At 55.4% G+C, this 22,335-nt stretch carries 25 protein-coding genes and 1 pseudogene; 20 read left to right on the plus strand and 6 right to left on the minus strand.

Features of this window, described 5'->3' with window-relative positions:
• Nucleotide 1: 1 nt before the first annotated feature.
• A complete protein-coding gene (locus H7849_RS21930; protein ID WP_251106401.1) occupies nt 2-844 on the plus strand; it encodes an RNA polymerase sigma factor in 843 nt (280 codons plus the stop codon).
• 132 nt (nt 845-976) lie between these two features.
• Here H7849_RS21930 and H7849_RS21935 read toward each other — a convergent pair whose 3' ends face one another.
• The gene (locus tag H7849_RS21935; protein WP_186742546.1) at nt 977-1,966 is read right to left on the minus strand and encodes a GlxA family transcriptional regulator; all 990 of its coding nucleotides are present in this window, start codon (nt 1,964-1,966) and stop codon (nt 977-979) included.
• Nucleotides 1,967-2,091: 125 nt separating this feature from the next.
• On the opposite strand from H7849_RS21935, the gene H7849_RS21940 reads away from it, so the two are divergent.
• The 13 genes from H7849_RS21940 to H7849_RS21990 all read left to right on the plus strand — a co-directional run bounded on the left by H7849_RS21940 (nt 2,092) and on the right by H7849_RS21990 (nt 10,640).
• A complete protein-coding gene (locus H7849_RS21940; RefSeq protein ID WP_186742548.1) occupies nt 2,092-2,499 on the plus strand; it encodes a phenolic acid decarboxylase in 408 nt (135 codons plus the stop codon).
• A 99-nt stretch (nt 2,500-2,598) separates the two neighbouring features.
• On the plus strand, nt 2,599-3,960 hold the full coding sequence (locus H7849_RS21945) for an NAD-dependent succinate-semialdehyde dehydrogenase (RefSeq protein WP_186742549.1): 1,362 nt from the start codon (nt 2,599-2,601) through the stop codon (nt 3,958-3,960).
• Nucleotides 3,961-4,078: 118 nt separating this feature from the next.
• Complete coding sequence (locus H7849_RS21950) at nt 4,079-5,032, plus strand: alpha/beta fold hydrolase (protein WP_186742550.1); 954 nt, start codon at nt 4,079-4,081, stop codon at nt 5,030-5,032.
• A gap of 178 nt (nt 5,033-5,210) precedes the next feature.
• Nucleotides 5,211-6,335, plus strand: a complete 1,125-nt coding sequence (locus H7849_RS21955) for an NAD(P)-dependent alcohol dehydrogenase (protein WP_186742551.1) — start codon at nt 5,211-5,213, stop codon at nt 6,333-6,335.
• A 277-nt stretch (nt 6,336-6,612) separates the two neighbouring features.
• Entirely contained in the window at nt 6,613-7,125 is a 513-nt protein-coding gene (locus H7849_RS21960) for a hypothetical protein (protein ID WP_186742552.1), read from the plus strand.
• A gap of 209 nt (nt 7,126-7,334) precedes the next feature.
• Nucleotides 7,335-7,685 carry a carboxymuconolactone decarboxylase family protein gene (locus H7849_RS21965; RefSeq protein ID WP_251106402.1) on the plus strand — a complete coding sequence of 117 codons (351 nt, stop codon included), beginning with the start codon at nt 7,335-7,337 and terminating at the stop codon, nt 7,683-7,685.
• 125 nt (nt 7,686-7,810) lie between these two features.
• The gene (locus tag H7849_RS21970) at nt 7,811-8,194 is read left to right on the plus strand and encodes a cupin domain-containing protein (protein WP_186742553.1); all 384 of its coding nucleotides are present in this window, start codon (nt 7,811-7,813) and stop codon (nt 8,192-8,194) included.
• Nucleotides 8,195-8,323: 129 nt separating this feature from the next.
• The gene (locus H7849_RS21975) at nt 8,324-8,758 is read left to right on the plus strand and encodes a DoxX family protein (protein ID WP_186742554.1); all 435 of its coding nucleotides are present in this window, start codon (nt 8,324-8,326) and stop codon (nt 8,756-8,758) included.
• Between the two features lie 43 nt (nt 8,759-8,801).
• On the plus strand, nt 8,802-9,116 hold the full coding sequence (locus H7849_RS27640; protein WP_222439717.1) for an SDR family NAD(P)-dependent oxidoreductase: 315 nt from the start codon (nt 8,802-8,804) through the stop codon (nt 9,114-9,116).
• Nucleotides 9,049-9,378: an SDR family NAD(P)-dependent oxidoreductase gene (locus H7849_RS26590; RefSeq protein WP_222439718.1), complete on the plus strand. Its 330-nt coding sequence runs from the start codon at nt 9,049-9,051 to the stop codon at nt 9,376-9,378. Before H7849_RS27640 ends, H7849_RS26590 begins: the two co-directional genes overlap by 68 nt.
• A 41-nt stretch (nt 9,379-9,419) precedes the next feature.
• A complete protein-coding gene (locus tag H7849_RS26595; protein ID WP_222439719.1) occupies nt 9,420-9,575 on the plus strand; it encodes a hypothetical protein in 156 nt (51 codons plus the stop codon).
• Nucleotides 9,544-10,266, plus strand: a complete 723-nt coding sequence (locus tag H7849_RS21985) for a thiamine pyrophosphate-dependent enzyme (protein ID WP_186742555.1) — start codon at nt 9,544-9,546, stop codon at nt 10,264-10,266. The genes H7849_RS26595 and H7849_RS21985 overlap by 32 nt, the downstream gene beginning before the upstream one ends.
• 116 nt (nt 10,267-10,382) lie before the next feature.
• Entirely contained in the window at nt 10,383-10,640 is a 258-nt protein-coding gene (locus tag H7849_RS21990) for a hypothetical protein (protein ID WP_186742556.1), read from the plus strand.
• 252 nt (nt 10,641-10,892) lie between these two features.
• Here the strand turns inward: H7849_RS21990 and H7849_RS21995 are convergent, their stop codons facing one another.
• Nucleotides 10,893-11,828 carry a LysR family transcriptional regulator gene (locus tag H7849_RS21995; RefSeq protein ID WP_186742557.1) on the minus strand — a complete coding sequence of 312 codons (936 nt, stop codon included), beginning with the start codon at nt 11,826-11,828 and terminating at the stop codon, nt 10,893-10,895.
• Between the two features lie 99 nt (nt 11,829-11,927).
• Between H7849_RS21995 and H7849_RS22000 the strand changes: the two genes are divergently transcribed.
• Nucleotides 11,928-12,794, plus strand: a complete 867-nt coding sequence (locus tag H7849_RS22000; RefSeq protein ID WP_186742559.1) for an NmrA family NAD(P)-binding protein — start codon at nt 11,928-11,930, stop codon at nt 12,792-12,794.
• 317 nt (nt 12,795-13,111) lie between these two features.
• A complete protein-coding gene (locus H7849_RS22005; RefSeq protein ID WP_251106403.1) occupies nt 13,112-13,918 on the plus strand; it encodes a sensor histidine kinase in 807 nt (268 codons plus the stop codon).
• A 143-nt stretch (nt 13,919-14,061) separates the two neighbouring features.
• Here H7849_RS22005 and H7849_RS22010 read toward each other — a convergent pair whose 3' ends face one another.
• Nucleotides 14,062-14,955, minus strand: coding sequence for a LysR family transcriptional regulator (locus H7849_RS22010; RefSeq protein WP_186742560.1), 894 nt, complete (start codon nt 14,953-14,955; stop codon nt 14,062-14,064).
• Between the two features lie 163 nt (nt 14,956-15,118).
• Here H7849_RS22010 and H7849_RS22015 point away from each other — a divergent pair, with 163 nt between their 5' ends.
• The 3 genes and pseudogenes from H7849_RS22015 to H7849_RS22025 all read left to right on the plus strand — a co-directional run bounded on the left by H7849_RS22015 (nt 15,119) and on the right by H7849_RS22025 (nt 17,940).
• Nucleotides 15,119-15,316, plus strand: coding sequence for an SDR family oxidoreductase (locus H7849_RS22015; RefSeq protein ID WP_186742562.1), 198 nt, complete (start codon nt 15,119-15,121; stop codon nt 15,314-15,316).
• A gap of 368 nt (nt 15,317-15,684) precedes the next feature.
• A pseudogene (locus H7849_RS22020) lies at nt 15,685-15,957 on the plus strand (tautomerase family protein); the annotation flags it as partial.
• A gap of 801 nt (nt 15,958-16,758) precedes the next feature.
• Nucleotides 16,759-17,940 carry a tetratricopeptide repeat protein gene (locus tag H7849_RS22025; protein WP_222439720.1) on the plus strand — a complete coding sequence of 394 codons (1,182 nt, stop codon included), beginning with the start codon at nt 16,759-16,761 and terminating at the stop codon, nt 17,938-17,940.
• Nucleotides 17,941-18,070: 130 nt separating this feature from the next.
• Here the strand turns inward: H7849_RS22025 and H7849_RS22030 are convergent, their stop codons facing one another.
• From H7849_RS22030 to H7849_RS22040, 3 genes are all read right to left on the minus strand, one after another.
• Nucleotides 18,071-18,709: an FMN-dependent NADH-azoreductase gene (locus H7849_RS22030; RefSeq protein ID WP_186742568.1), complete on the minus strand. Its 639-nt coding sequence runs from the start codon at nt 18,707-18,709 to the stop codon at nt 18,071-18,073.
• A 39-nt stretch (nt 18,710-18,748) separates the two neighbouring features.
• Entirely contained in the window at nt 18,749-19,552 is an 804-nt protein-coding gene (locus H7849_RS22035) for an alpha/beta hydrolase (protein ID WP_251106404.1), read from the minus strand.
• 61 nt (nt 19,553-19,613) lie between these two features.
• Nucleotides 19,614-20,597 (minus strand): MBL fold metallo-hydrolase, encoded by a 984-nt coding sequence (locus H7849_RS22040; RefSeq protein ID WP_186742569.1) that lies wholly within the window; start codon nt 20,595-20,597, stop codon nt 19,614-19,616.
• A 219-nt stretch (nt 20,598-20,816) separates the two neighbouring features.
• On the opposite strand from H7849_RS22040, the gene H7849_RS22045 reads away from it, so the two are divergent.
• Nucleotides 20,817-21,725: a LysR family transcriptional regulator gene (locus H7849_RS22045; protein ID WP_186742571.1), complete on the plus strand. Its 909-nt coding sequence runs from the start codon at nt 20,817-20,819 to the stop codon at nt 21,723-21,725.
• Nucleotides 21,726-22,335 lie beyond the last annotated feature (610 nt).

Here is a 22,335-nt window from a genome sequence, read left to right on the forward strand (position 1 = left end):
ATTGGTTACACGCGCCGTAGAGTATTCAGAAATCCTGCGCCAGGCAGACGCATGGTCGTCGGCGCGGCGCATCGATCGGCACAATCATTCTGGGCTTGTAACCTTTTGGATCGGCGCGACTCTTTATCTACAGGTCGTTCACATGACAACCATTGGAACGTTCGAGAGAGCACGATCCGAAAGCTGGACAGACGAGGAGGTCGTCGATCGAGTAAAGGCCGGCGACATCGCTTTGTACGAGATCATCATGCGCCGCTACAATCAGCGGCTCTACCGCGTGGCGCTTGCCATTCTGCGTGACGATGCAGAGGCGGAAGATGTGATGCAGGATGCCTATGTACGGGCATACCAACATCTCGACCAGTTTGCCGGAGAAGCTCCATTTTCTGCCTGGCTGACACGCATCGCGGTGCACGAAGCGCTGCGACGGCTACGCCAGCGCAACCGCAATCAGCAACTTGAAGATGAGGAAAACGGGGAAGGGATTATGGATATGGCCGATACTTCGCTTGATCCGGAACAAAGGGCTTCGGTTGCGGAAGTCGGCCAGCTATTGGAGGAAGCGGTGCTCGGCCTTCCTGAGCAGTATCGGGCTGTGGTCATGCTGCGCGATATTGAAGAGCTGAGCACTTCAGAAACAGCCGCCGCGCTCGATCTGACCGAAGAGAACGTAAAGGTTCGCCTGCACAGGGGGCGCGCGATGATGCGCGGCTGGCTTTTCGAACGTGTTGGGGAGAGCGGTAAAAATGCATTCCCGTTCATGGGCGCGCGCTGCGATCGCCTTGTTCTCGCTGTTTTCGCTCGACTCGCGGAGTCCGGGCCATCGACGGATGTTGTGAACTAAGCCATCACGACAACGATCCGGCACGCCATCGAGTCGGCACGGCCCTGGAAGATCGTCTTCCTCTCCACTGTCGGAGCGCACGTAACCGAGCCGAATCTGTTGAATAATTCTCTGCTCCACCGAGCAAGTCAATCACGATTGAGTAGAAGCGAAGCGCTTTCGATAATCGCGCGGCGGAACGCCCAAAGTTCGAATGAACGCCAATCGCATTTGCTCTTCGCCACTGAAGCCACAATCTCCAGCGATGGTCTCGACTCGATCAGTAGTCTCCTCAAGCCGTCGTCGTGCAGCATCTAGGCGAATGGCCTCCACTGCCTTCGCGGGGGAGCGGCCACGCGTCTGAGCGTAGATTCGCGCGAAGTTGCGAGGGCTCATGTGGACGTGATCGGCCAGCGCCTCAACGCGAAGATCGCTCTTCAGGTGCTCTGTGATCCATTGTTCAAGCTCATTGAAACGGTCAGAGTCGGAGTGGGCCTGCGCATCGAGCAATGCGCTGTACTGCGATTGGCCGCCCGCTCGCTTTAGATACACCACGAGGAAGCGCGCCACCTGAATTGCGACTTCTCTGCCTGCATCCTGTTCAATCAAAGCCAGCGCCAAATCGATTCCTGAAGTTGCGCCGGCAGAAGTCCACACGGTGCCGTCGTGAACGAAAATCGCATCGGGCTCCACGGTGACGTTAGAGTGGCGGCTAGCGAGCAACGACGCATGCCTCCAGTGTGTGGCCGCGCGGCGTCCGTCGAGAACTCCCGCCGCAGCCAATAGAAAACTACCAATGCACACGGAACACACCCGCCTGCACCTTGGAGCGACCTTCCTGATCCAGAGCATGAGAGCGCGATCGCGAGTCACATCTTCTACAAGGAAGCCGCCCGGCACGACGAGCGTATCAATCGGTTTATTGCCGATGCTGCGCATAGACTTCACATTCAGTTCCACGCCATTGACAGTTCTTACCGGGCCACCGCGGGAGGACACCACCGTGCATTCGTAGCTCGTACGGCCCTCTTTCAGAGCGAACTCAGCAGCCACCCGGAAAGCCTCCAGCGGTCCTGATAGATCGAGCAACGAGACACCTTCGTAGGCAGTAAAGACGATGTGGCGCGATGTGGATGGTCGCATAACGAACTGGCAGATTTTAAGGGATATATGTCAGTGCTGACAATCGCCGAGATTCATCAAAGCCATAGAAACACACATGACGGCGACCAACACTCGCTGCCGCGTCTCGAAAGGAATTAACTAATATGCTCACTAGCATCCTTGGTGCACGACTAAGCTGGCACTTTGCCAATGGCTGGGTCTTCGAACCTGCCATCGTTGGGCCCGACATCGTCGACTACACCCTGAAAGAGGGGCCACACGCTGGACGCCATGCCATCCAGCACTTCTACTACCAGCGGGTAGCTCCGGGAGTCGAGACCACTGTCTGGTACGAGGAGAGTGGCGCGCTCGTCCATATTACCTGGTATCTAGAGACACAAACGGTGCATCGGTTCGCTGCTCTTCCTGCCTGGCTGGCCGAGGATATGACCGTTTATCGGGGTGACAACCAAGACCCCGCGTTCATCGAGAAAATCAGAAAGCTTACTTCAACGAAGCAGGATTGGCCCCGGCACATCCTGAACGATGAGGGCTATTTCAAGGTGATCTGATCGCCCCCTGCCGCTTGGCAAGTCGATCTCTATTTTTGTAACTACAACTTTCATGCAAACAAAACTGAATATGCCACAGAGAGTGGCAGGGAGACTTCAATGAACTTCGAATCACATAATCCGGCGACGGGTGAACTTCTTGGCACTTATCCGGAGCACAACAAGGCAGAAATCGAGGTACGCTTGCAGTCCGCTTGGGACGGCTGGCGGCACTGGTCCCGCACCCCATTGCACGAGCGAATCGCCTTTCTCACTCGGCTCGCCGAGCTGCTGGAAGAACGGGTCGAGACCTATGCCCGCCTGATCACCGCCGAGATGGGCAAGCCGCTGGCTGACTCCATTTTCGAGATCAAGAAATGCGCCTGGGACGCCCGCCACCTCGCCGAAATGGGGGAGGCTTATCTCAAGCCACAGCCCGTCCCCGGCATACCGGCACAGATCATCTATGAATCGATAGGGCCGATCTTCTCCGTTCAGCCGTGGAACGTACCCTTCTGGCAGGTGCTGCGTTTCTTCAACACCACAGCCCTTGTCGGCAATACCGCGATCATCAAGCATGCCGAAACAGTGCAAGGCTGCGCCGAGGCGCTGGAGACCCTGGTGCGCGACGCCGGTGGCCCCGAAGGACTCTATGTGAACCTTGCGATCCCGGTTGAGGCGTGTGCGGCCGTCATCGCCGATCCACGGGTGCGGGCCGCCACCGTCACCGGCAGCGTCCGCGCCGGCCGCGCCGTTGCGGAGGAAGCGGCCCGAGTCGGCAAGAGAGTGGTGCTGGAACTCGGCGGTTCCGATCCATTCATCGTTCTGGAGGACGCCGATCTTGCGAAGGCCGTAGAGAACGGCGTGGCATCGCGCTACTTCAACAATAGTGAGGGTTGCATTTGCGCCAAGCGCTTCTTAGTGGCGGAGTCTCTGTTTGACGACTTCACCAAGGCTTTTGTCGAACAATCCAAGGCGCTGCCCATGGGCGATCCCATGAAGGATGGCGTCAAGCTCGGCCCACTGGCCAGCTCCGGTGCCCGCAAGAACCTCCATCGCCAGGTGCTCGACGCGGTAAAGGCTGGAGCACGCATTCTCACTGGCGGTGAGATCCCCGACGGCCCCGGCAATTTCTACCCGGCGACGGTGCTTGTGGGGCTGCCGCCCGATGCCGCGATAGCCAAGGAAGAATTCTTTGGTCCCGTGGCTATGATTTTCCCCTTCAAGACCGAGGACGAGGCGATTCACCTCGCCAACATCACTGACTTCGGTCTCAGCGCGGCAGTCTGGAGCCGCGATCTCGTCAAGGCCCGCCGGGTTGCTGGCGAGATCGAGTCTGGAATGGTATTTATCAATGACTTCACCCGCACCGATCCCCGCGCACCGTTCGGAGGCTTCAAGGCTTCAGGGTATGGGCGCGAACTTGGCGCTCCCGGCGCACTGGAACTTACCAACCCAAAAGTGATCTGGCAGGCTGCCTGAACAACGGTACGCGCCGAATACCAACCCACACTCGACGTTGACCTGGTGAAATGATTCGTCGTCACGCGCCGAGAAGCAATTTCTTCGGTACAGTCCGAAGGTAAATAGGAGATAACAAATGAGCAGCCAAGTCCGTACAGAACGCGGATCACAGAACATGGTAGATACTTCGGATGCAGCACTGGCCGCTTCACTTTCCGGTGATTTCAGGAACGGCTATGGCGAAGTGAACGGCACCCGCATCCACTATGTCGAGGGTGGCAAAGGCACGCCCGTGCTCCTGCTGCCGGGCTGGCCCCAGACTTGGTGGCAGTTCCATAAGATCATGCCGGAACTGGCGAAGCGCCACCGCGTCATCGCGGTTGATCTTCGCGGGATGGGAGGTTCTGCTAAACCGGCCTTGGGCTACGACAAGAAGAACATGGCCAAGGATATTCACGAGCTGACCCAAGCGCTCGGGTACAAGCAGGTCAACATCGCCGGACACGATATCGGAGCAATGGTCGCCTACAGCTTCGCTGCTAACTATCCAGATGCGACGGTCAAAATTTGCCTGATCGACGTTGCGCACCCCGAAGAGAGTCTCTACACAATGTCGCTGCTCCCTCCACCCGGGCATGCGGTCCGCGGAACCGGGGAATCAATCCATCCGGTCTATCTCTGGTGGTTCGCTTTCAATCAACTGCCGGACCTTCCGCAACAACTGCTGGCTGGGAAGTTTAGGTTACTGATCGACTGGCTCTTCGATTCTCAACTGCGAAATCCCGCTGCGATCTCGGAGCGTGATCGTGCGATCTACGCCGCGGCGTACTCGCAGCCGGATGCGATCCGCGCTGGAAACGGCTGGTATCAGACGTTTGGACAGGACATCATTGACGCCAAACACTACGGCCAGATAGCAACGCCAGTTCTAGCCTTGGCCGGTGAACGTAATTATCCTTATCTGCGCGAGCTTCTTCCGACACAGGCTTCAGACGTGCGTGTCGCAAAGGTCAACTCCAGTAGCCACTATGTCCCCGAGGACCAACCCGAGGCCGTTGTGCGAGAACTTCTCGGATTCTTTAAGTCATAGGGCTTACTGTGAGCTGCCAATCAAGTGAGAAGACCGCGCCTGATGGGGTCTTCTTCCAATCATTCATGAACGCGACGAGATCGTACCGCATCCTGAAAGTCACAAGTGTGCTGTGCTCGGTCGCGTGAAAAGTAGCGTAGGTCGCTACTACAGAGTCTCAACCGAGGAGAAAAATTCGATGAGCAAAAATACAACCCAGATTAGAGCTGCCGTCGCGCGAGAGAAAGGCGGCCCTTTTAGCATCGAAACCCTAACTTTGGACGCTCCGCGCCGAGACGAAGTCTTAGTCAGGGTCGTAGCCACCGGCTTGTGCCACACAGATATGGTTGCACGTGACCAGAGCTACCCGGTGCCACATCCAATCGTGCTCGGACACGAAGGTGCTGGAATCGTTGAGAGCGTAGGCGCTGACGTTCTCAAAGTCGCGCCCGGCGATTCCGTGGTGCTCACCTTCTTGACATGCGGACGTTGTAAGCCTTGTCGCTTGGGAAGGATGGCACATTGCGAGAAGACGTTCCCACTCTGCTTCGGTGGAGCACGGTTGGACGGCAGCACTGCTACACTCGACGGCCAGGGAGAGAAAGTTCACGATCACTTTTTCGGGCAATCGTCCTTTGCCACGTACGCACTCGCCAATGAACGCAACGTGGTCAAGGTCAGCAGTGACGTACCGCTCGAACGCCTCGGTCCGCTCGGATGCGGTATTCAGACCGGAGCCGGCGCCGTAATGAATGCACTGAATGTGAGACCGGGTACAAGTTTCGCTTCCTTCGGCGCGGGCGCAGTTGGGTACTCTGCGATCATGGCAGCACGGGCTGTTGGGGCAACAACCATCGTCGCCATAGACATCGTGCCCTCGCGTCTGGAAATGGCAAAGGAACTGGGCGCGACGCATGCTATTAACAGTAAACAGACAAATCCGGTCGAGGCGATCCGAGATATTACTGGTGGCGGAGTCGATTACTCGCTGGAGACCTCTGGGAACCCCAGTGTGTTGCATCAGGCGATAGAAGCACTCGGATCTCTCGGCACGTGCGGAATCGTCGGAGCAGAGCCGCTAGGCACAGAGGTGAGCTTTGACGTGAACACCCTGATGATACAAGGCAAAGGGATACGCGGCATTCTTGAGGGTGAGAGCGTTCCTGACATTTTTATCCCGCAGCTCATCGAACTCAACGCGCAGGGGCGCTTCCCGTTCGAGAAACTGATGAAGTTTTACAGCCTCGATCAAATCAATCAAGCTGCGCAAGACAGTGAAAAAGGGGTCACAATCAAACCCGTCATTCGCCTATTAGCAGCGTGAGCGGGGAGGGATACTCGGTGTCACTGGTCACAAATTTCGCTTTATTCCGCGCTCGGGTGGCCAGAGTGAGGCACTGGACGCGGCTCTAGCCGCTTGGTCGGAGCCCACCCGGCTAGAAGCCGGATGCCTCAACGACGATCTGCACCGGTCCGTCGATGAAGCAGATGCGGCGGTCATCGCTACTCGAAGAGACATCGTGTCGGTAACGATCCGGATGGCGCCCGGAGCCCAAAATCTTAAACTCACCCGTCACCGAGACGAGTGCCGGAAATGAAGCATGGAGATGATTATGTCTAAATCGCAACCGATCAACCGAGGTGCCGCGATATTTTATGGTGAACTCATTGCTGGAATACTCGATGCGGCCGACGGCTTCGCGGCCTATTACTTCGCGGCAGGCTTCAACCCGATCCAAGTTCTGCAATTTATTGCCAGCGGCCTTTATGGAGCGGCCGCTTTTCAAAAGGGAATTTCCGGCGCCTTGGTTGGTCTCCTCGCCCATTTTTTCCTGGCCTTCGCGGTCGCCGCCATCTACGCGGGAGCAAGCCGGTTTCTGCCCATGCTAAACAGGGAGGCGGTAATGTGGGGCACGATCTACGGCGTTGCGGTATTCATTGTTATGAACCTTGTCGTACTACCGCACACAGCAGTCGTGAAATCACCCTTGTCTTTGCCGCTCTTGCTGAACGGGGTTCTCGGGCACGCTTTATTCGTTGGCTTACCGATCGCCTTGGCAGCCCGACGCATTACAAACCAGTCCAGCTTCAGTGCTCAGGCGGCTCAACTATAAATCTGTAGGAGCAACTCCAGACCAGAACATTCCGGAAAAACACGGCCCGCCATTTAGAGGAAGGGTGCGGTTTACTACGGCACAAAACTCTCTGGTGCTCACTGCCACAGGCGAAGAGATTGCTCAACCTTCAAGCCACGGCGCCTAAATTGGGTCAACGACTAACCCAATCGCTCCCCTCGGGGAACGCAAAAAGAAAGGAACACACTATGGAAGCACGCCTTAATGCTCAGCAAGAGTCTCCAGCGGCTTACGCGGCCATGGTCGGTTTGGAGACGTTTATTCGAAAAGCATCCAAACTCGAACCATCGCTTGTCGAACTCGTGAAGATGCGCGCCTCGCAGATCAATGGATGTGCCTATTGTATTGATATCCACTCCAAAGATGCCCGCAGCGAAGGCGAGACGGAACAGCGTTTGTATGCGCTTAACGCATGGAGAGAGACACCATTCTTCACCGCACGAGAGCGCGCTGCTCTAGCATGGACCGAGGCTCTGACCCTGATTACGGAGTGCCATGTGCCGGATGACATATATGAGTTAGCGAAGCAGAGTTTCTAGGATGAGGAACTCGTAAATCTCACACTGGCTGTCATCACCATCAACGGTTGGAACCGTCTCGCGATTTCATTTCGATCGGTACCAGGAGCCTACCAGCCAGGAATGCGTAGCAAGGTGGCATCAAAATGATCAAACGCATACTCATGGTTTCAATTCTTCTGACTGGAACACTTGTGGCCCAAGAACCAAAGGTAACGCCGCTTCTGTCGAAGGACTTGACAGGAATTCCTGGCAAGGAAGGCCTGATGATTACGGTCGACTACCCACCAGGTGCGACGGACGCGATCCACCGTCATAATGCCCATGTCTTCGTCTACGTTCTCGAAGGGTCGGTTGTGATGCAAGTCAGAGGTGGCAAGGAAGTAACGCTTCGCCCAGGCCAAACCTTCTACGAGGGCCCACAGGACGTACACATCGTAGGTCGCAACGCCAGTAAGTCGAAACCCGCAAAGTTCCTTGTTTTCTTTGTGAAGAATAAAGGTGCGCCGCTTCTTCTTCCCGCCAAGTAACTGTGCACTCCGCGAGAATCCAAGCTGGTGGTTTCCCAATGCTCCTCGGGCGGTCTGGACTGAGGCTCGATGAACTACTTATCAGTGGCGCTTACTTGCGGACCATAGGAAATCGGAGTCAAGCAGTCGATGATAGAAAAAATACTTCACACAGATCCAGACTACGCCTTGACCTTTCTGAGCATTATTGCTGGACTCATCATCTTTCCATACGGAATGCAGAAACTCTTCGGATGGTTTGGGGGGCCAGGACTCGACGGCACTCTGAAAGACCTAGATTCTCGCAGGATTCCGAAAAGCATTGCATGGCTGATCATCGTCGGACAGTCTTTTGGAAGCATTGCGCTAATAGCAGGCTTTTTGGGCAGAATCGCGGCTGGTGGTCTGTTCATAATCTTTACTGGTGCCCTTATAGTGCATTTGCCCGATGGATGGGCAATGAATTGGTTTGGCGAAAAGAACGGGGAAGGGATTGAGTATCACGTCATGCTCCTCTCGCTGCTCTTGATAGCCATCGTTAGAGGATGCGGCGCCATGTCAATCGATCTTTGGCTAGCATCTTAGAAACAGTTACCACGACAAATATCAGGATTGGATTGGAGTATCAATGTCTCAGGTATGGCTCGTTACCGGCAGTTCTCGTGGACTCGGCCGTGCATTCGTTGAAGCTGCTCTGCGGTCTGGCCATCGAGTAGCTGCTACCGCACGCCATATCGGAAGTCTGCAATCTCTTAAGGGACAGTTCGGAGACCGGGTTCTTCCGCTTCAACTCGATGTCACTGATGAGGACCTGGCCTCCCGTGTGGTGCAAACGACGATTGATTCCTTTGGCGGGCTGGATGTGCTCGTCAACAATGCCGGCTACGGCAAATGTAGCCCCTATCGAAGAGACACCGCTGCAGGAGTTCCGAGAACAAATTGAAACGAACCTGTTTGGCGTCATCATTATGACGAAGGCTGTCCTGCCCTACTTCCGCGAGCGCAAGGCGGGGAGAATCTTTCAAATCTCATCGATTGGCGGCCGGATTGGACCAATAGGTCGCGGGCCTTATGCAGCGGCTAAGTTCGGGATGGAAGGCTTCTCGGAATCACTAGCAAAAGAAGTTGGCCCACTCGGGATTCGCGTGACAATTGTGGAGCCGGGGGGTTCCGGACAGATTTTGCAGGCTCGTCAACCACGCTGACGGGTGGCCGCCCTGAGTACGACGCCACGGTAGGAAATGTTGTGAGATTCCAGCGCAATTTTGCCGGAAAGCAGCCCGGGGATCCGACGAAAGCGGCTTCCATCCTCCTTCAGTTGGCACTCGACGACCAACCTCCTCTGCGTATCGTGCTTGGCAGAGACGCCTATGAAGCAGCCGAGAATCTTTCAGATAACTGATAATCCTCTCTCCGCGGCGCGGAGCCAGGCGACGAATACGATCGTGAGTTCCATGGTCCCTGCGCTGCAAGCATTACTTCAACGCCTGCCGAAGTCCTCTCGCAAAGAGCCGCAGATTACTCGTCGTATCGTTCCCGTCGCGGCACAAGACCCAATACAACCCGAATTCGCAATGCAGGAGATTGCGCGCGCCGTGGGTCGCGACATCATCGTCGTCGAGGAGGCACCCTCACACCGGCCAGCAATGCAGAAACATCTTCCGATACTCCGGCCCAAAGGCTTTTACACGATGGCCAGCGGAGGATTGGGCTGGGGGCTGCCGGCGGCTGTTGGTGTCGCGCTCGCCGAAAAACAGCCCGTGGTCTGCCTCATCGGGGACGGCTCGGCCATGTACTCCATCCAAGCTCTTTGGACCGCCGTACAGGAGAAGCTTCCCATGGTCATGAGTGTCCTGAACAACCACGGCTACGGCGCAATGAAATCTTTCAGCCAACTCTTGGGGAACAGCGAACCTCCTGGCATCCGCCTACCGGGGATCTCATACGTGGATGTCGCTCGCGGATTTGGGGCGGTCGGAGTCGAGGTCACTCGGTCAGGCGATATCTACGGCGCACTGCAAGATGCACTTCAAAGAGAGAGCCCGACCTTGATCGACATTCAGATAGATCCGAGCGCCGGCGATCTTTATTGAAGAACGATTGGAGCTCCGGCCGCTGAACATTCTTACTAGCGCGATGTCGGAGCTCTGTCACCTCGGTACGTCGCGAACGGTTCACACCTCTTCACCTTACTAAGGAGAATCAAGTCATGAAGGTCATCGCCAGCCATCTTATCCCCGCTTTGCCTGGCACTCCTCTGAATTGGATCGATGGAGCGTGGGTTGACTCCTACAAGACAACGGACAGCTTCGATCCAGCTACAGCTGAGCGGATAGGCCCATCCCAATTCAGTCGCGAGACGGGCATGGTAGTCGGCGCGAATTCTCCGACAGCACAATGTGGTGAGTGGAAGGAAGATGAGTGGCAGGAACTGTTGGCGAGGCTGTCGACCGGTTGCAAGGTTTGAAGGTGGTTCCCAAGCGCGGGAGCGGCAGAGGAACTTGAGCATGCAGTCAGTGACGCCTAGGTGTGAGAAGCACTGACAGCCCTTCCGGATGAAGCACGGGCTCGTTTATATAGCTGCGCGTCGCAGAGTATTTAGTGGCGCCCCACGAACCTTCTGTGCTGTGGGTGGTCTACAACAAATTGCAGCGCACGCACGAGATGGTGGCTGCGATGGAGTTGAGGGGGATCATTGTTTACCTTTTCGGACTGTCAGCTAATCCTGAGCGTTGGCCGCAATGGACGAAGGTAATGAGAGAACAAAATCCAGAAATGCGCGGGTTTTTGCTGGCAAATGTTTCCGCGATGGGTAGACGGCGTAGAGAGGAAAGCGCTCATCCTGCCAATCCGGGAACAGGTCAATCAGCTTCCCCTGATTCAACAACCGCGACACCGCATTTTCCATCACCTGAACGATTCCATAGCCTGCCAGGCAGAGATTGTGCATGGTGATGATGTCACTGACGATGATGTGACCATTGGTGGGAACTTTTACGATTCTTCGGCCACGATGGAATTCCCATTCGAACGGACGCCCAGTCTCGGGGTCGCGATAATCAATCAGGATATGTCTGTCCGTCACGAGCTCCTGCGGCGTTGCTGGATGCTTGTGTCGTTTGAAGTAAGAGGGAGCAGCGACGGTCACAATGCGCGTGGTCCAGAGCTTTCTCACAACCAGGCTCGAAACCGGCGGGTTTCCGACATGAATGGCAACGTCGAAGCCCTCGCTCACCAGATCGCCGAGTTGATCACGAGTTATCAGTTCGAGTTCTAGTTCTGGGTGGCTTTCAAGAAACGCCCTGAGCCGTGCTCCTTCCAGGAAATGTGCAAACGTGCGATGCATTTGCACGCGCAGTCTGCCCCGCACCAGTGCTCGTCCTTCCATCACCGATGCCACAGCCTCTTCGAGGCCAGTCAGCAACGGGCCGATCTGCTCGTATAACCGTCGCCCTTCATCCGTCATAGAGACGGAGCGTGTGGTTCGCTCGAACAATCGTAGTCCCAGGCGAGCTTCGAGCCGCGCAATGGACCGGCTCACCCCTGACTGCGACATGTTCAGCGCTTTGCCTGCACTGGCAAAACTGCCGCATCGCACAATCGCGGCAAGGACGCCTAGCCCGTTCACGGCTCGCTCATCGAGATTCTGATTCATGCATTTCGTCATTTCTAATATGACACTCATGCTCAAATCGCTGCAATCGAATATGACATCAGATCTCCAGGTCAACAACATTCTTAAGAGAGGTCGATCATGTTTGCGATTACTGGAGTGACAGGCAAGGTAGGCGGAGCGGTAGCGCGCAGTCTCCTGGCACAGGGGCACAAGGTGCGAGCAGTTGTGCGGGATGCCGAGAAGGGACGGCCCTGGTCCGCTCAAGGCTGTGATATCGCAATCGCCAGCGTTGAGGATGCAGCGGGTTTCACCAAAGCCTTTCAGGACGTCGAGGGAGTCTTCCTGATGACGCCTCCAGACTACGATCCTGATCCGGGGTTTCCTCAGACGCACGAGGCAGCCAAAGCCATCCGGCATGCCATCGAAACTGCCCGGCCGGAGAAGATCGTGTTTCTCTCCACGGTGGGAGCCCAGATTGCGGAGCCCAACCTTCTGAACAACTCCAAAATCACGGAAGAGATGCTGCGCACCACCTCGGCCCCGATTGCATTATTGCGTGCGGCCTGGTTCATGGAGAACGCGGCGTGGGATGTGGAAGCGGCGCGCAAGGGCGTGATCCCCACCTTTCTGCAACCACTCGATCACCGGATCCCGATGGTTGCCACCGGGGACATCGCGCGAACGGCGGCAAAACTACTTGATGAAACATGGACGGGAGTCCGTGTTATTGAACTCGAAGGTCCGAAGCGCTACTCCGCGAATGATATTGCTGCGGGGTTTAGCGCTGCGCTGGAGCGTCCGGTGCGGGCGGAAGCAGTTCCACGCGACCAATGGGAAACACTGTTTCGCTCGCGGGGCATGAGGAATCCCATGCCGAGGATTCGAATGATTGACGGCTTCAACGAAGGATGGATCGACTTTGAATCTGGCGAGGCAAACTCTCGCAAAGAGCGCACGACCCTAGAGGCGGTTCTGACTTCGCTCGTCACGTCGAATAGTCTCTGATCGTTGGACAGGAAGGATTCAGCACTGGGCAGACAGTCGTTGTCGATAGTGGAACGGTCTTGATCTAGGCCAACAGGGGAACGACGGCACTGATGAGGCTCGAGGCACTTGCGCAGATTCTTCCGTCCGAACCGGCTGGACAGGAAGGCGCCGAATTCGAAAACCGAATGCAAAAGAACCACTACCCGATAGCTCCCGCCTCCCAATCGGGTCGTTATCTTGACGAAGACACCTTTCAACAGTTGTCTTCACCGCAGGGCAATTAGCTTCGAGGCAAATTGCCGCGAGCAACAAGAACAGGGTTACAAGGGGGAACAGTGAAGACACTCCTTAGGAAACCAAAGAGTTCAGACCGCGGCAATATTCTCATCTTTGATAAGGGTGTTGGTCTGGATGTGCGAAACGGGTCGCAACGGCGTGCACAAAGCCAAATGATAGAGGCAGAGAGGATGTCGGTAATCGGCAGGATGGCATGCTCGATAACCCACGATATGCGCCACTCGCTCACGGTGATCTATGCGAACGCCGAGTTCCTCGAGCACCACGATACATGCGCGAACGGGCGGGCTAATCTGCTGCTCGAAATTCAAGAAGCAGTGCTCGATATGACGGAGCGCATTGACTCACTACTGCATTTCAGCAGGAGCGGACGTAATAACTCCTTTGTCCGAGAGCGCGTTTCCTTGGTTGTTGAGAAAGCTGTTGCGGCAGTGAAACATCATCCAGACGGGCGGAACGTGTCCATCACACGCGGCAAGTTCCCGCCGGCGGAAGCAGACATCGATGCCAGAAATCTTGAAAGTGCCATATATAACCTGCTGCTCAATGCCTGCCAGGCTGCGACGCGCTCAACTCACGTGCCTGAGGTGACGGTCCTCATTACGGAAGTCGATGAGCGGATCTACGTGACAATCTCGGACAATGGTCCCGGCATACCTACCTCTGTCCGGAAGACGTTGTTCGATCCGTTCGTGACCGCAGGAAAACCCAATGGAACAGGCCTGGGGCTCACGCTGGCACGCCGGATAGCTGAAGAGCACGTTGGCAGTGTCTGGGTCGAGGAATCGAATCGAGAGGGGACGGAATTCACGCTGAGTCTGACAAAGAATAGATCGTTACGCTAGAGGAGCTGAAGCGGCAGAGCACGCTTTCTGTCTTGATCGGTACTGATGCGGCAACTGTACGAGATGGCGACTACACGTCTATGTGGATCGCGTTTCATTGTCGGCGAATGATTTGGTGATAACGCGCTCACCGAAAACCGCGCTTAGCGGGATAGGGAAGCACCTAGTTGCCGCATGGTTTGGCGGAGCCAAGTGTGGGCTGCGTCGGTGTTAACGCGTGGGTGCCAGGTCATGACATAGCGGAAGCTGCTGACTTCGGGAGGAGGCTTAAGGAAGCGTATGGAGGGATTGGGCGTTGCTCCCTCCACGAAGCGGCGCGGCACCGTGGCAATGTAGTGTGTGCCCGGAACGCAGCGGATGGCCGCCTCGTGGTAGGGGAGTTGCATGGCGATTCTCCGCTTATAACCTTTAGCGGCGAGAGGCTTATCGGGAACCACCTGGATGCCGGACTGGATGGCAATGCTGATGTGTTCCGCCTTGATGTACTGGCCGATGGTGAGAGTGTGCTTGTAGGGACTCTTTGCATCCACGGCGCAAAGAAAATCTTCGTTGTAAATCATCTGGCTCTGCAGGGGTGGCGGGACGTCGACAATGCTGGCCGCCATGGCGAGATCGATTCTACCGTGCGCAAGCTGGTCGTAAACGCCGCTGTGCCAGGGCAGGAAGTCAATGCGGACCTTCTTTGCTCCGGGCAAGACATTGCGACAAAGAAGAGGTGCAAGGACGGCGGCGGCGTTGTCTGTCACAGCGATGCGGAAGGTGGCCTGTTCGGTGGCGGGATCGAAGTTGGAACCACTGAGGAGGCGATCAAGCTTGGGCAGCATGACTTCGAGTTCGCCGAGGAGGCGCTGGCCTTGCGGGGTAAGTTCGTAGCCGGATGCAGCGCGTATGAGGAGATCATCGTGGAACATGTCACGAAGACGCTGCAGGGCGCGACTGACGGCAGGTTGGCTAAGGAGCAGGCGCTCGGCAGCGCGGGAAACGTTGCGCTCTTCGGCGAGAACGATGAAGAAGCACTGACATTCACAACAAATCATTTCAGACAACCACGATAGAAACGAGGAGCTATCAATATGTACGCAGTCATGGGAATCACGGCAATGTCGGCGATGCCGTTGCACGCACACTTCTTGCAAGGGCGAGAAGGTTAGTGGGATCGTAAGGAATCCCGAGAAAGCGGCAGAGTGGCAGAAATAAAGTGTGGAGCTTTTCAAGGCAGACTACGACGACGTGGATGCGATCACGGCAGCGTTCACCGGTGTCGCTGGCGTGTTCTTAATGGTTCCTCCGAACTTTGCGCCGGCTCCGGGCTTTGCCGTGACCAAGGCGACGTTGAAGGTCCTGCATGAGGCACGTCAAGAGCTTTGCCGTCGAAAGCGGTCTATCTGTCAGCTATAGGAGCTGAACAGGCCAGTGGATTGGGTTTGTTCACAAGCTCACATCTTCTCGAAGAGACGTTGAGCGATCTTCCGTTCTTTGGAGTCTTTCTTGAAGAAGGCGCATTCCGCCGGCTTCAACGCCGCTGATTAGCTTCGAGGCAACTTGCCGCGAGCAGCAAGAAAAGGGATCAAAAGGGGAACAGTGAGAACAAAGGAAACCAAGACTTCAGACCGCGGCAAGATTCTCATCCTTGAACGAGGAGATTTTATGCCCTTGTTTACCATGACGATGAATTCCAACGGGTCAACCAACGAGGAAGGCCGCCTTTCCAGAGCCATCTACGCTGCAAGCATTGCTACGGATATCCAAAGGACGACCTTTTCCAACGTTTTCTTTCCTTGGGACCAAGTGACGCGAGGGTTGATCTGTACTATCCCGCACTGCCCAAGCCGCGCCCCGACCAGATGTTGATGATCGACGTGCTGGTATCTTCAGGGACTGACAGCAATAGGAAGAAGGGTCTTGTTGTCGCCCTGGTCGAAAAGCTTGGCGACGCAGGCATCGACCCAAACGACATAATGGTGTTCTTTTTGGAGACCGATCGCGCGAGCGGATCATTCGGTGGCGGTCGGTTCGCGCCGCCCGTTGCCTTCGCCTGATACCGCGCGCGGCATCCTTGGGGCATGGCTTCAAAGAACCCGGAGTTGCAGTGGGGTTCTTTCAAGTCACTAGGACCGAAAGATATTTCTTTAACTTCTACCACCACAACCGGAGAAGGCATTCACGCAACGCCGCGGTTTGTAGGCTCTCTGCGTGAATCAATCCTGCCATACACCCTGACGGAATAGATGATGACTACATCGCTCTACCTGCGGGCGGCTCAATGGTGCCTTTGTCGACCGATAGCATCCTATGTCCTGGCCAGTTCTCTTTGGATAACTGTTCTCTATACACATGCCATTACCGCAGGCTTTGCTTCCTATGACGATGCGCCACAGATAGTAGAGAACCAATCTCTATCATGCCTAGCCGGGAGTCTAAAATACTTTCACTCTCCTGTATCGTTTGCCTCAGATCTAAGCGGAAGCGGCGAGTCTTTCTATCGTCCTCTCTTCTGGCTAAGCTTGGCCATCGACGAAAAGCTCTGGGGGCTGAGGCCAGCAGGTTTCCATCTCGCGAATATGGTGCTGCATTGGCTGAATTGCCTGTTTCTATTTCTGCTCTTGCGACGGCTGCATTTTTCCTCTCTGTCTTCGGCACTTACGTCGCTGCTCTGGATGTGTCTTCCGGTTAATTCGGAAGTGGTTACGTGGATCTCTGGTCGTCCGTATTGCCTAGCCACGTGTTTCCTGTTGCTTGGGACGTTGTTTGCAGAACGGTATTTATCTCGTCCTGCGGTGAAATATCTTGTCGGTTATTGCGTGGCTGCATCTTGTGCACTGCTTTCACATGAAGTGGCTGTGTTGATTGTTGCTTTCACTCTCCTGCTGATAATCACGAAGTGCAAAGGCAAGAGTCGAGCAGCCATGACGCTCTATGGCCTGTCGGTCACTACGATACTGCTTTACTTTGGGTTGAGACGTGCCGCGGGTGCAACCGGAGTTACAACAAATGGGACGATGACGTCCTTTGGGCTGTTTTTCTGGAAGTATCTCGGTTGGATGGTTCTTCCAATCCACATGAGCATGGAGCGATCGACTGACACGCCGCCTCCAGGATGGTCCAGAAATGCGCTTGCAGCGTGGCTGTGTCTGGCTCTCGCCTGTGCTGTATTGATGATTGTATGCCGTAAGATTCCGAGATTACGAATTGGCTTTGCATGGATGGGACTCGGGTTGTTGCCGTTCTGCGGCATCGTGTTCATCTATCAGGGCATGGCCGAGCGTTACACCTACGTGGCGTCCATGGGCCTAGCCTTGATAATTGTCGTCATCGGCGTAGAATCGCGGGTGCGCTGGCGACCGTTCGTTCTCGGATTAATCGCCGTGTGGGGGTTGTGGGGCATTTATCGGCTGGAAACACGAATCGCAGACTGGTCGGATGCTGCGCGTCTTTACCGGCATTCTTTGGAAGCTACTCCTCGCAGTGCCAAGCTGCATTACGATCTGGGTGCCATCCTGGAGGAACGCAAAGATTTCGCTCGGGCGAGCTGTGAATACAAGAAAGCAGTCGGTTTGGAGCCGTCCTACGAGCCCGCACTTGCTGGGCTTGGAAATGTGGATCTGAACTTGGGAAGAGCGAATGAGGCTTCCCGCATTTTTCAGAAGGCGCTTCAACTCAAGCCCGATGACGTGAAAACTATCACGAACTATGGCACTGCGCTCCAGGCGCTCGGCAAGATCGACGCGGCCAAAACGCAATATAAGCGTGCCATCACTCTTGCACCGCACAGCGATGATGCGTACTGCGATCTCGGTGTTCTCTTGTTTCGTACAGGAGACACGGATAATGCCGTTCGGCAATTCCTCAACGCGGCCGAAATGAATCCAGACGATCCAATCCCCCTCTTCAATCTGGCCGCGATTTATCAAAAGAGCGGCAGGCCGGATCTCGCCATGAAGCTGTACACCCGAGTGCTTCAACTCAACCCTGGAGACGCAGACGCGAGTTCAGCCCTGCAGTCTTTAATACGTCACAATTGAAACTGTCTGGCATGGAGAATCTAGAAGTCCGACATGGACGAAAAGCGGACTATTCAGACATGTCCTTGCTCGGTTGCCTTCGCCGGTGAGTGCAGTGCGACTTACCACTCGCCGAGCATTCGGCCGTTGCTTATTCCAAGAACCACTCGACCAATTCGATCAATTGCGCCTGACCATCCGCCAGGCTCCTCTCCGACTCCCGAGCATCGTGATTCCACGCGTTGTCAACGATGATGCTTCGAAGGTCTTGCACCCCGATCAGCCGGAGCCAGAGGTCTACGTAAGGAGCCTGGTGATCGAAGCGCGATGGCGGGATAGCCGACGCTTCGAGAAAACGAGAGCCGCGAGTGTAGACAGTGACCGCTTTTTCTACATGAAGCGCTGGCCCATACTCCTTGCCGTCGTACGTGAAGAGAAAGTTGCGTTGGGCAACCAGGTCAATCAATTGCTTCAGCTTGTAGGGCACGCTGAAGTTCCACATTGGAGTTCCTAAAACGATTCGATCGGCGTTCTGAAAGCGGAAGATCAACGATTGAATACGTTCCCATACGTTGGACTCTGCCTCAGTCATCGTTTCGTGCTTCACTGCTTTGTACTTCGCGCCAATTGTCTCGTAGTCGAACTCCGGTAGCCGCTCATGCCAGACGTTCAACGTATCCACGACTATCGAGCTGCTGTAGGACTTGCACGCCTCGATGAATGATCTGGTGAGGGCGATCGAGTCGGAAGATTCGCCTCTTGGTGACGACTGAATTTCGAGAAGTTTCACTTGGTCTCTCCGGTGTGAAGACTCCTTGCGGAGTCCGATTTATTTCGAGACGGCACGTGTTGCACTTTCAATTACATCTGCAACTTCCTGAGGATGTGAGACGTAGACTGAGTGGCTGGCGCCTGCGACTTCGACCGTATGGCTGTTAGCCCGTTTGGCATACCAACGTTCCAAATCCGGATTGATAGTGCGATCGCTTCCCGCCACTAGCATCCAGCTCGGCTTAGTTCTCCAGGCAGCTGTGGTGATCGTCGCTGAGAAATTGTCCGCAAAGTTGAGCACCTGCGAGCGCGCCATGAATGCGGCCCGATCATCGGAAAGGTCAGCCGCGAACAATTCATGAAATTGCACAGGGTTGATATATGTGAAGCCATCAGGCGTTTTCTTAATAGCGCCCGATTTGGCGAGATCGCTCGGGTATCGCTTTCCGTCGTCTGACTCTTTCTCGCCGGCATCCGGCATGTGGGCCGCGATATACACCAAGCCCAGAACCGATGGATCCGTGCCTGCTTCCGTAATCACAGCTCCGCCATAGCTGTGCCCAACAAGAACGCACGGCCCGTCTTGCATTGCGAGGACACGCTTCACGGCAGTTACATCGTCCTGGAAGGATGTCTCTGGCTCTTGGACAATGCTGACGTGGTAGCCGTCCTTGGCGAGAATGTCGTAGACGCCTTTCCAGCCAGAACCATCGGCCCAGGCGCCGTGAACCAGAACAATATTCCGGACGCGCTGCTCTTGGTTTTGCGCAGACAGTACGCCGCAGGTCAACAGCGATAAAACGATGCAAAGGGACTGAGAGATTCCTCGTACTCCTCGCATAGGCTTTATTGAATAACCCATTTGTTGCTCCTTTTGTTTTGTTACGCTCTGGTCGGATCATTTGATTTCAGTCGCGGGCAGCTCAAAGGGTCAGATAAACAATTTGCACCCACTGGTCGCTGTTGATGATGCCTTTGCCCCAGATGGCGTCGAGATCGGCGAAGGGCTTTTCTGCGACAGCCTCTTGGGCGGGTTTTCCCGCAGAGTTCAATTTCTCAATCCGATCGCGCGAAGTCACCAGCATTTCCCGAAATCTCGTGAGGTCCGCTTTGTTGCCGAGCGGGCCGTGTCCCGCAACAATCTTGGTATCCTTGTCGGCCAGCGATAAGATTCTGTCGGCAGCGGCAATCGTGCCGGTGATTTTGCCGCCGGTACTGGGGTCGATGTAGGGATACATCCAGTTGAAAAACAGATCGCCCATCTGAATCACGTTGGCCTTTTCAAAATGAACGTAGATGTCGGTGTCTGTATGCGCGGGAGGAACGTGTTGCAGCGCGAGCGTTTCCCCATTGGCTTGCAGCTTGTAACTTGTGGCGAAGGTTTGCTGCGGCAAGGCCCCTGCTGGCGAAGGGTCGAAATGCAGGCCGGCGAGTGCACCGTTTGCTGCTCTATATAAGACCGGCAGATCGTGCGACTCCGACATGCGCTTTGTCGTGTTTTCGTGCGCAAGGACCGTGGCTCCAGCGGCATGAAGATGCGCATTGTTATCGGTGTGGTCGAAATGCCAGTGGGTATCAATGACGCATTGCACTGGCGCGTTGCCCAGGCCATCGAGAGCCTCTTTGAGCCGGGGCCAGGCTGGCGCAACGAAAGTGTCCACGACGAATTTGCCGTCGGGGCCGTTGAGGACGACCACGCTTCCGCCGGGGCCGGAGAGCATCGTGACATCTTCACCAAGCCTCTGGATTTGGAGGGGAGCGGCGTTGAACTTAGCGCGCATATCCGCGAGCAGGTCCGGCGAAGGCTCTTGTTGCGGGTAGCCCGAGACGGAGGCGCCGAGTAGTCTGGTGGAAAAGACGTGCGCCAGGAGAGCGCTGCCTGCCAGCCTGGTTGAATACGAAAACATTTCGCGGCGTGAGATTTCCTTCCGTAAGAAACTGGATTTCATCCTCTTGAGTCCTTTCTTTTCGGTCGAGGGTGGATCGCTCGTATGCGGCGCCGTTCCAAGCGCGCCGTCTCTCTTGCCCTCACCACTCTCTACTGGTCAATTTGATTCCGTAGCTGAGATTAGGTCTAATCGTATGTTGAGTGGCTTGTGATAAGTACAGCAAATGAGGATTCTCACATGGAAATGCGGCAAATCGAGTCGTTTCTGTCATTGGCGGCGACGCTCCACTTTGGTAAGAGTTCCCAAGAACTTCATCTGAGTCAGCCTGCCCTGAGCCTGCAGATCAAGGCGCTGGAAGAGGAACTAGGGGTCAGGCTTTTTGATCGCAACCGGCAACGGACCCTACTGACAGATGCCGGCGCGGCATTTCGGGAGGATGCCACCGCAGCCATGGAACGTCTAGCAGAGGCTAAGAAACGTGCCACGCTGACTGCTCGCGGCAAAATCGGCGTAATCCGGTTGGGATTCATCTCCACAGCCGGATACGAGATCGTTCCGCGTCTGGTGCGCCACTATCGAAAGGAGAATCCCAACGTTGAGTTCTCCCTGCGAAACGTGCTGACTCACGATCAGATGAAGATGTTGAACGAGGGCACGCTCGATGTCGGCTTTCTGCGGATTCCGCTCGAGGCTTCTCCGCATCTCGACCTGACACCGATTCATCGCGAACCGTTTGTCGTGGCGGTTCCCGCGGCACACCCCCTTGCCAGGGTGAAGCAACTTCGGCTGCGCCAGCTCGCAGGACAGCCTTTTGTCATGTATGAACGCCGCTTTGCGCCGGGCTATTATGACCAGATCGCCAGCATCCTCACCCGGGCAGGTATCGTGCCGGAGGTTGTGCAGTCCGCAGGTGAGATGCCCACTCTTGTTTCCTTGGTTGATTCAGGGCTGGGAATCGCGGTTTTGCCGCAATCTGCGTTGACGCGAAAGCCAGACGGGGTCAGGGTCTGTACAATTCTCGACCGAATTCCACCTTCCCAGATCGCACTTGTCTCCGCAAGGCACACCCACAGCATGACAGTTCGCCAATTCGTTGCCTTTGCAAAGAAGAATCTTACGACGGAGATGATTGGCCAAGATCCATGAAGAGGCTCCCGGATACAATCGGTAGAAGAGTTGGAAAACCTTTCGTTGGAAAATACGCAACGAAAGGTTCGGCCTCGTCCCTTTCTTAACCATGCATGACAGCAAATCGCACGTCTATGCGGAGTTGGGTACGGAAATACATCGGATGACGGACTGGTTTGAGACGCACGACCAATACACGACCATCGTACGGTCGAAACCATCCAAAATGTAAGAGGCCACAACGCTCTTTATCTCAATCATATCCGCTGATTCCAGACCACTTAGTTTAGTTTGCTAGGCAGCCCTGAAAAGGCCGGCGGCGGCGGTTCGATCCCGTCTCTGGCCACCGTTTAGAATCAATAACTTACAAGGAACCCCAGCACCAATTCTCCGAGGCCGTCCTTATTCCTTTCTTGTAAGTGATTGAAAAATATGAGTCGGTGATGTTCCCGTATTGTTCCCGTCAGCATAAAACCTGCTTTCAAACCCCGCGAAGTGAGTCGGTAACAATAAATGCCCAGTTGCCTGGAAAGATTCTCCATTTACGCATAATCGCCATCCATGTAAGTCATTTGTCAAGGGAGAAGCACGAAGTATCTGGACGCGCTCTGGAGAGCGCGCTGTTGGC

This window comes from Alloacidobacterium dinghuense, assembly GCF_014274465.1.
Classification (GTDB): Bacteria; Acidobacteriota; Terriglobia; order Terriglobales; family Acidobacteriaceae; genus Alloacidobacterium; species Alloacidobacterium dinghuense.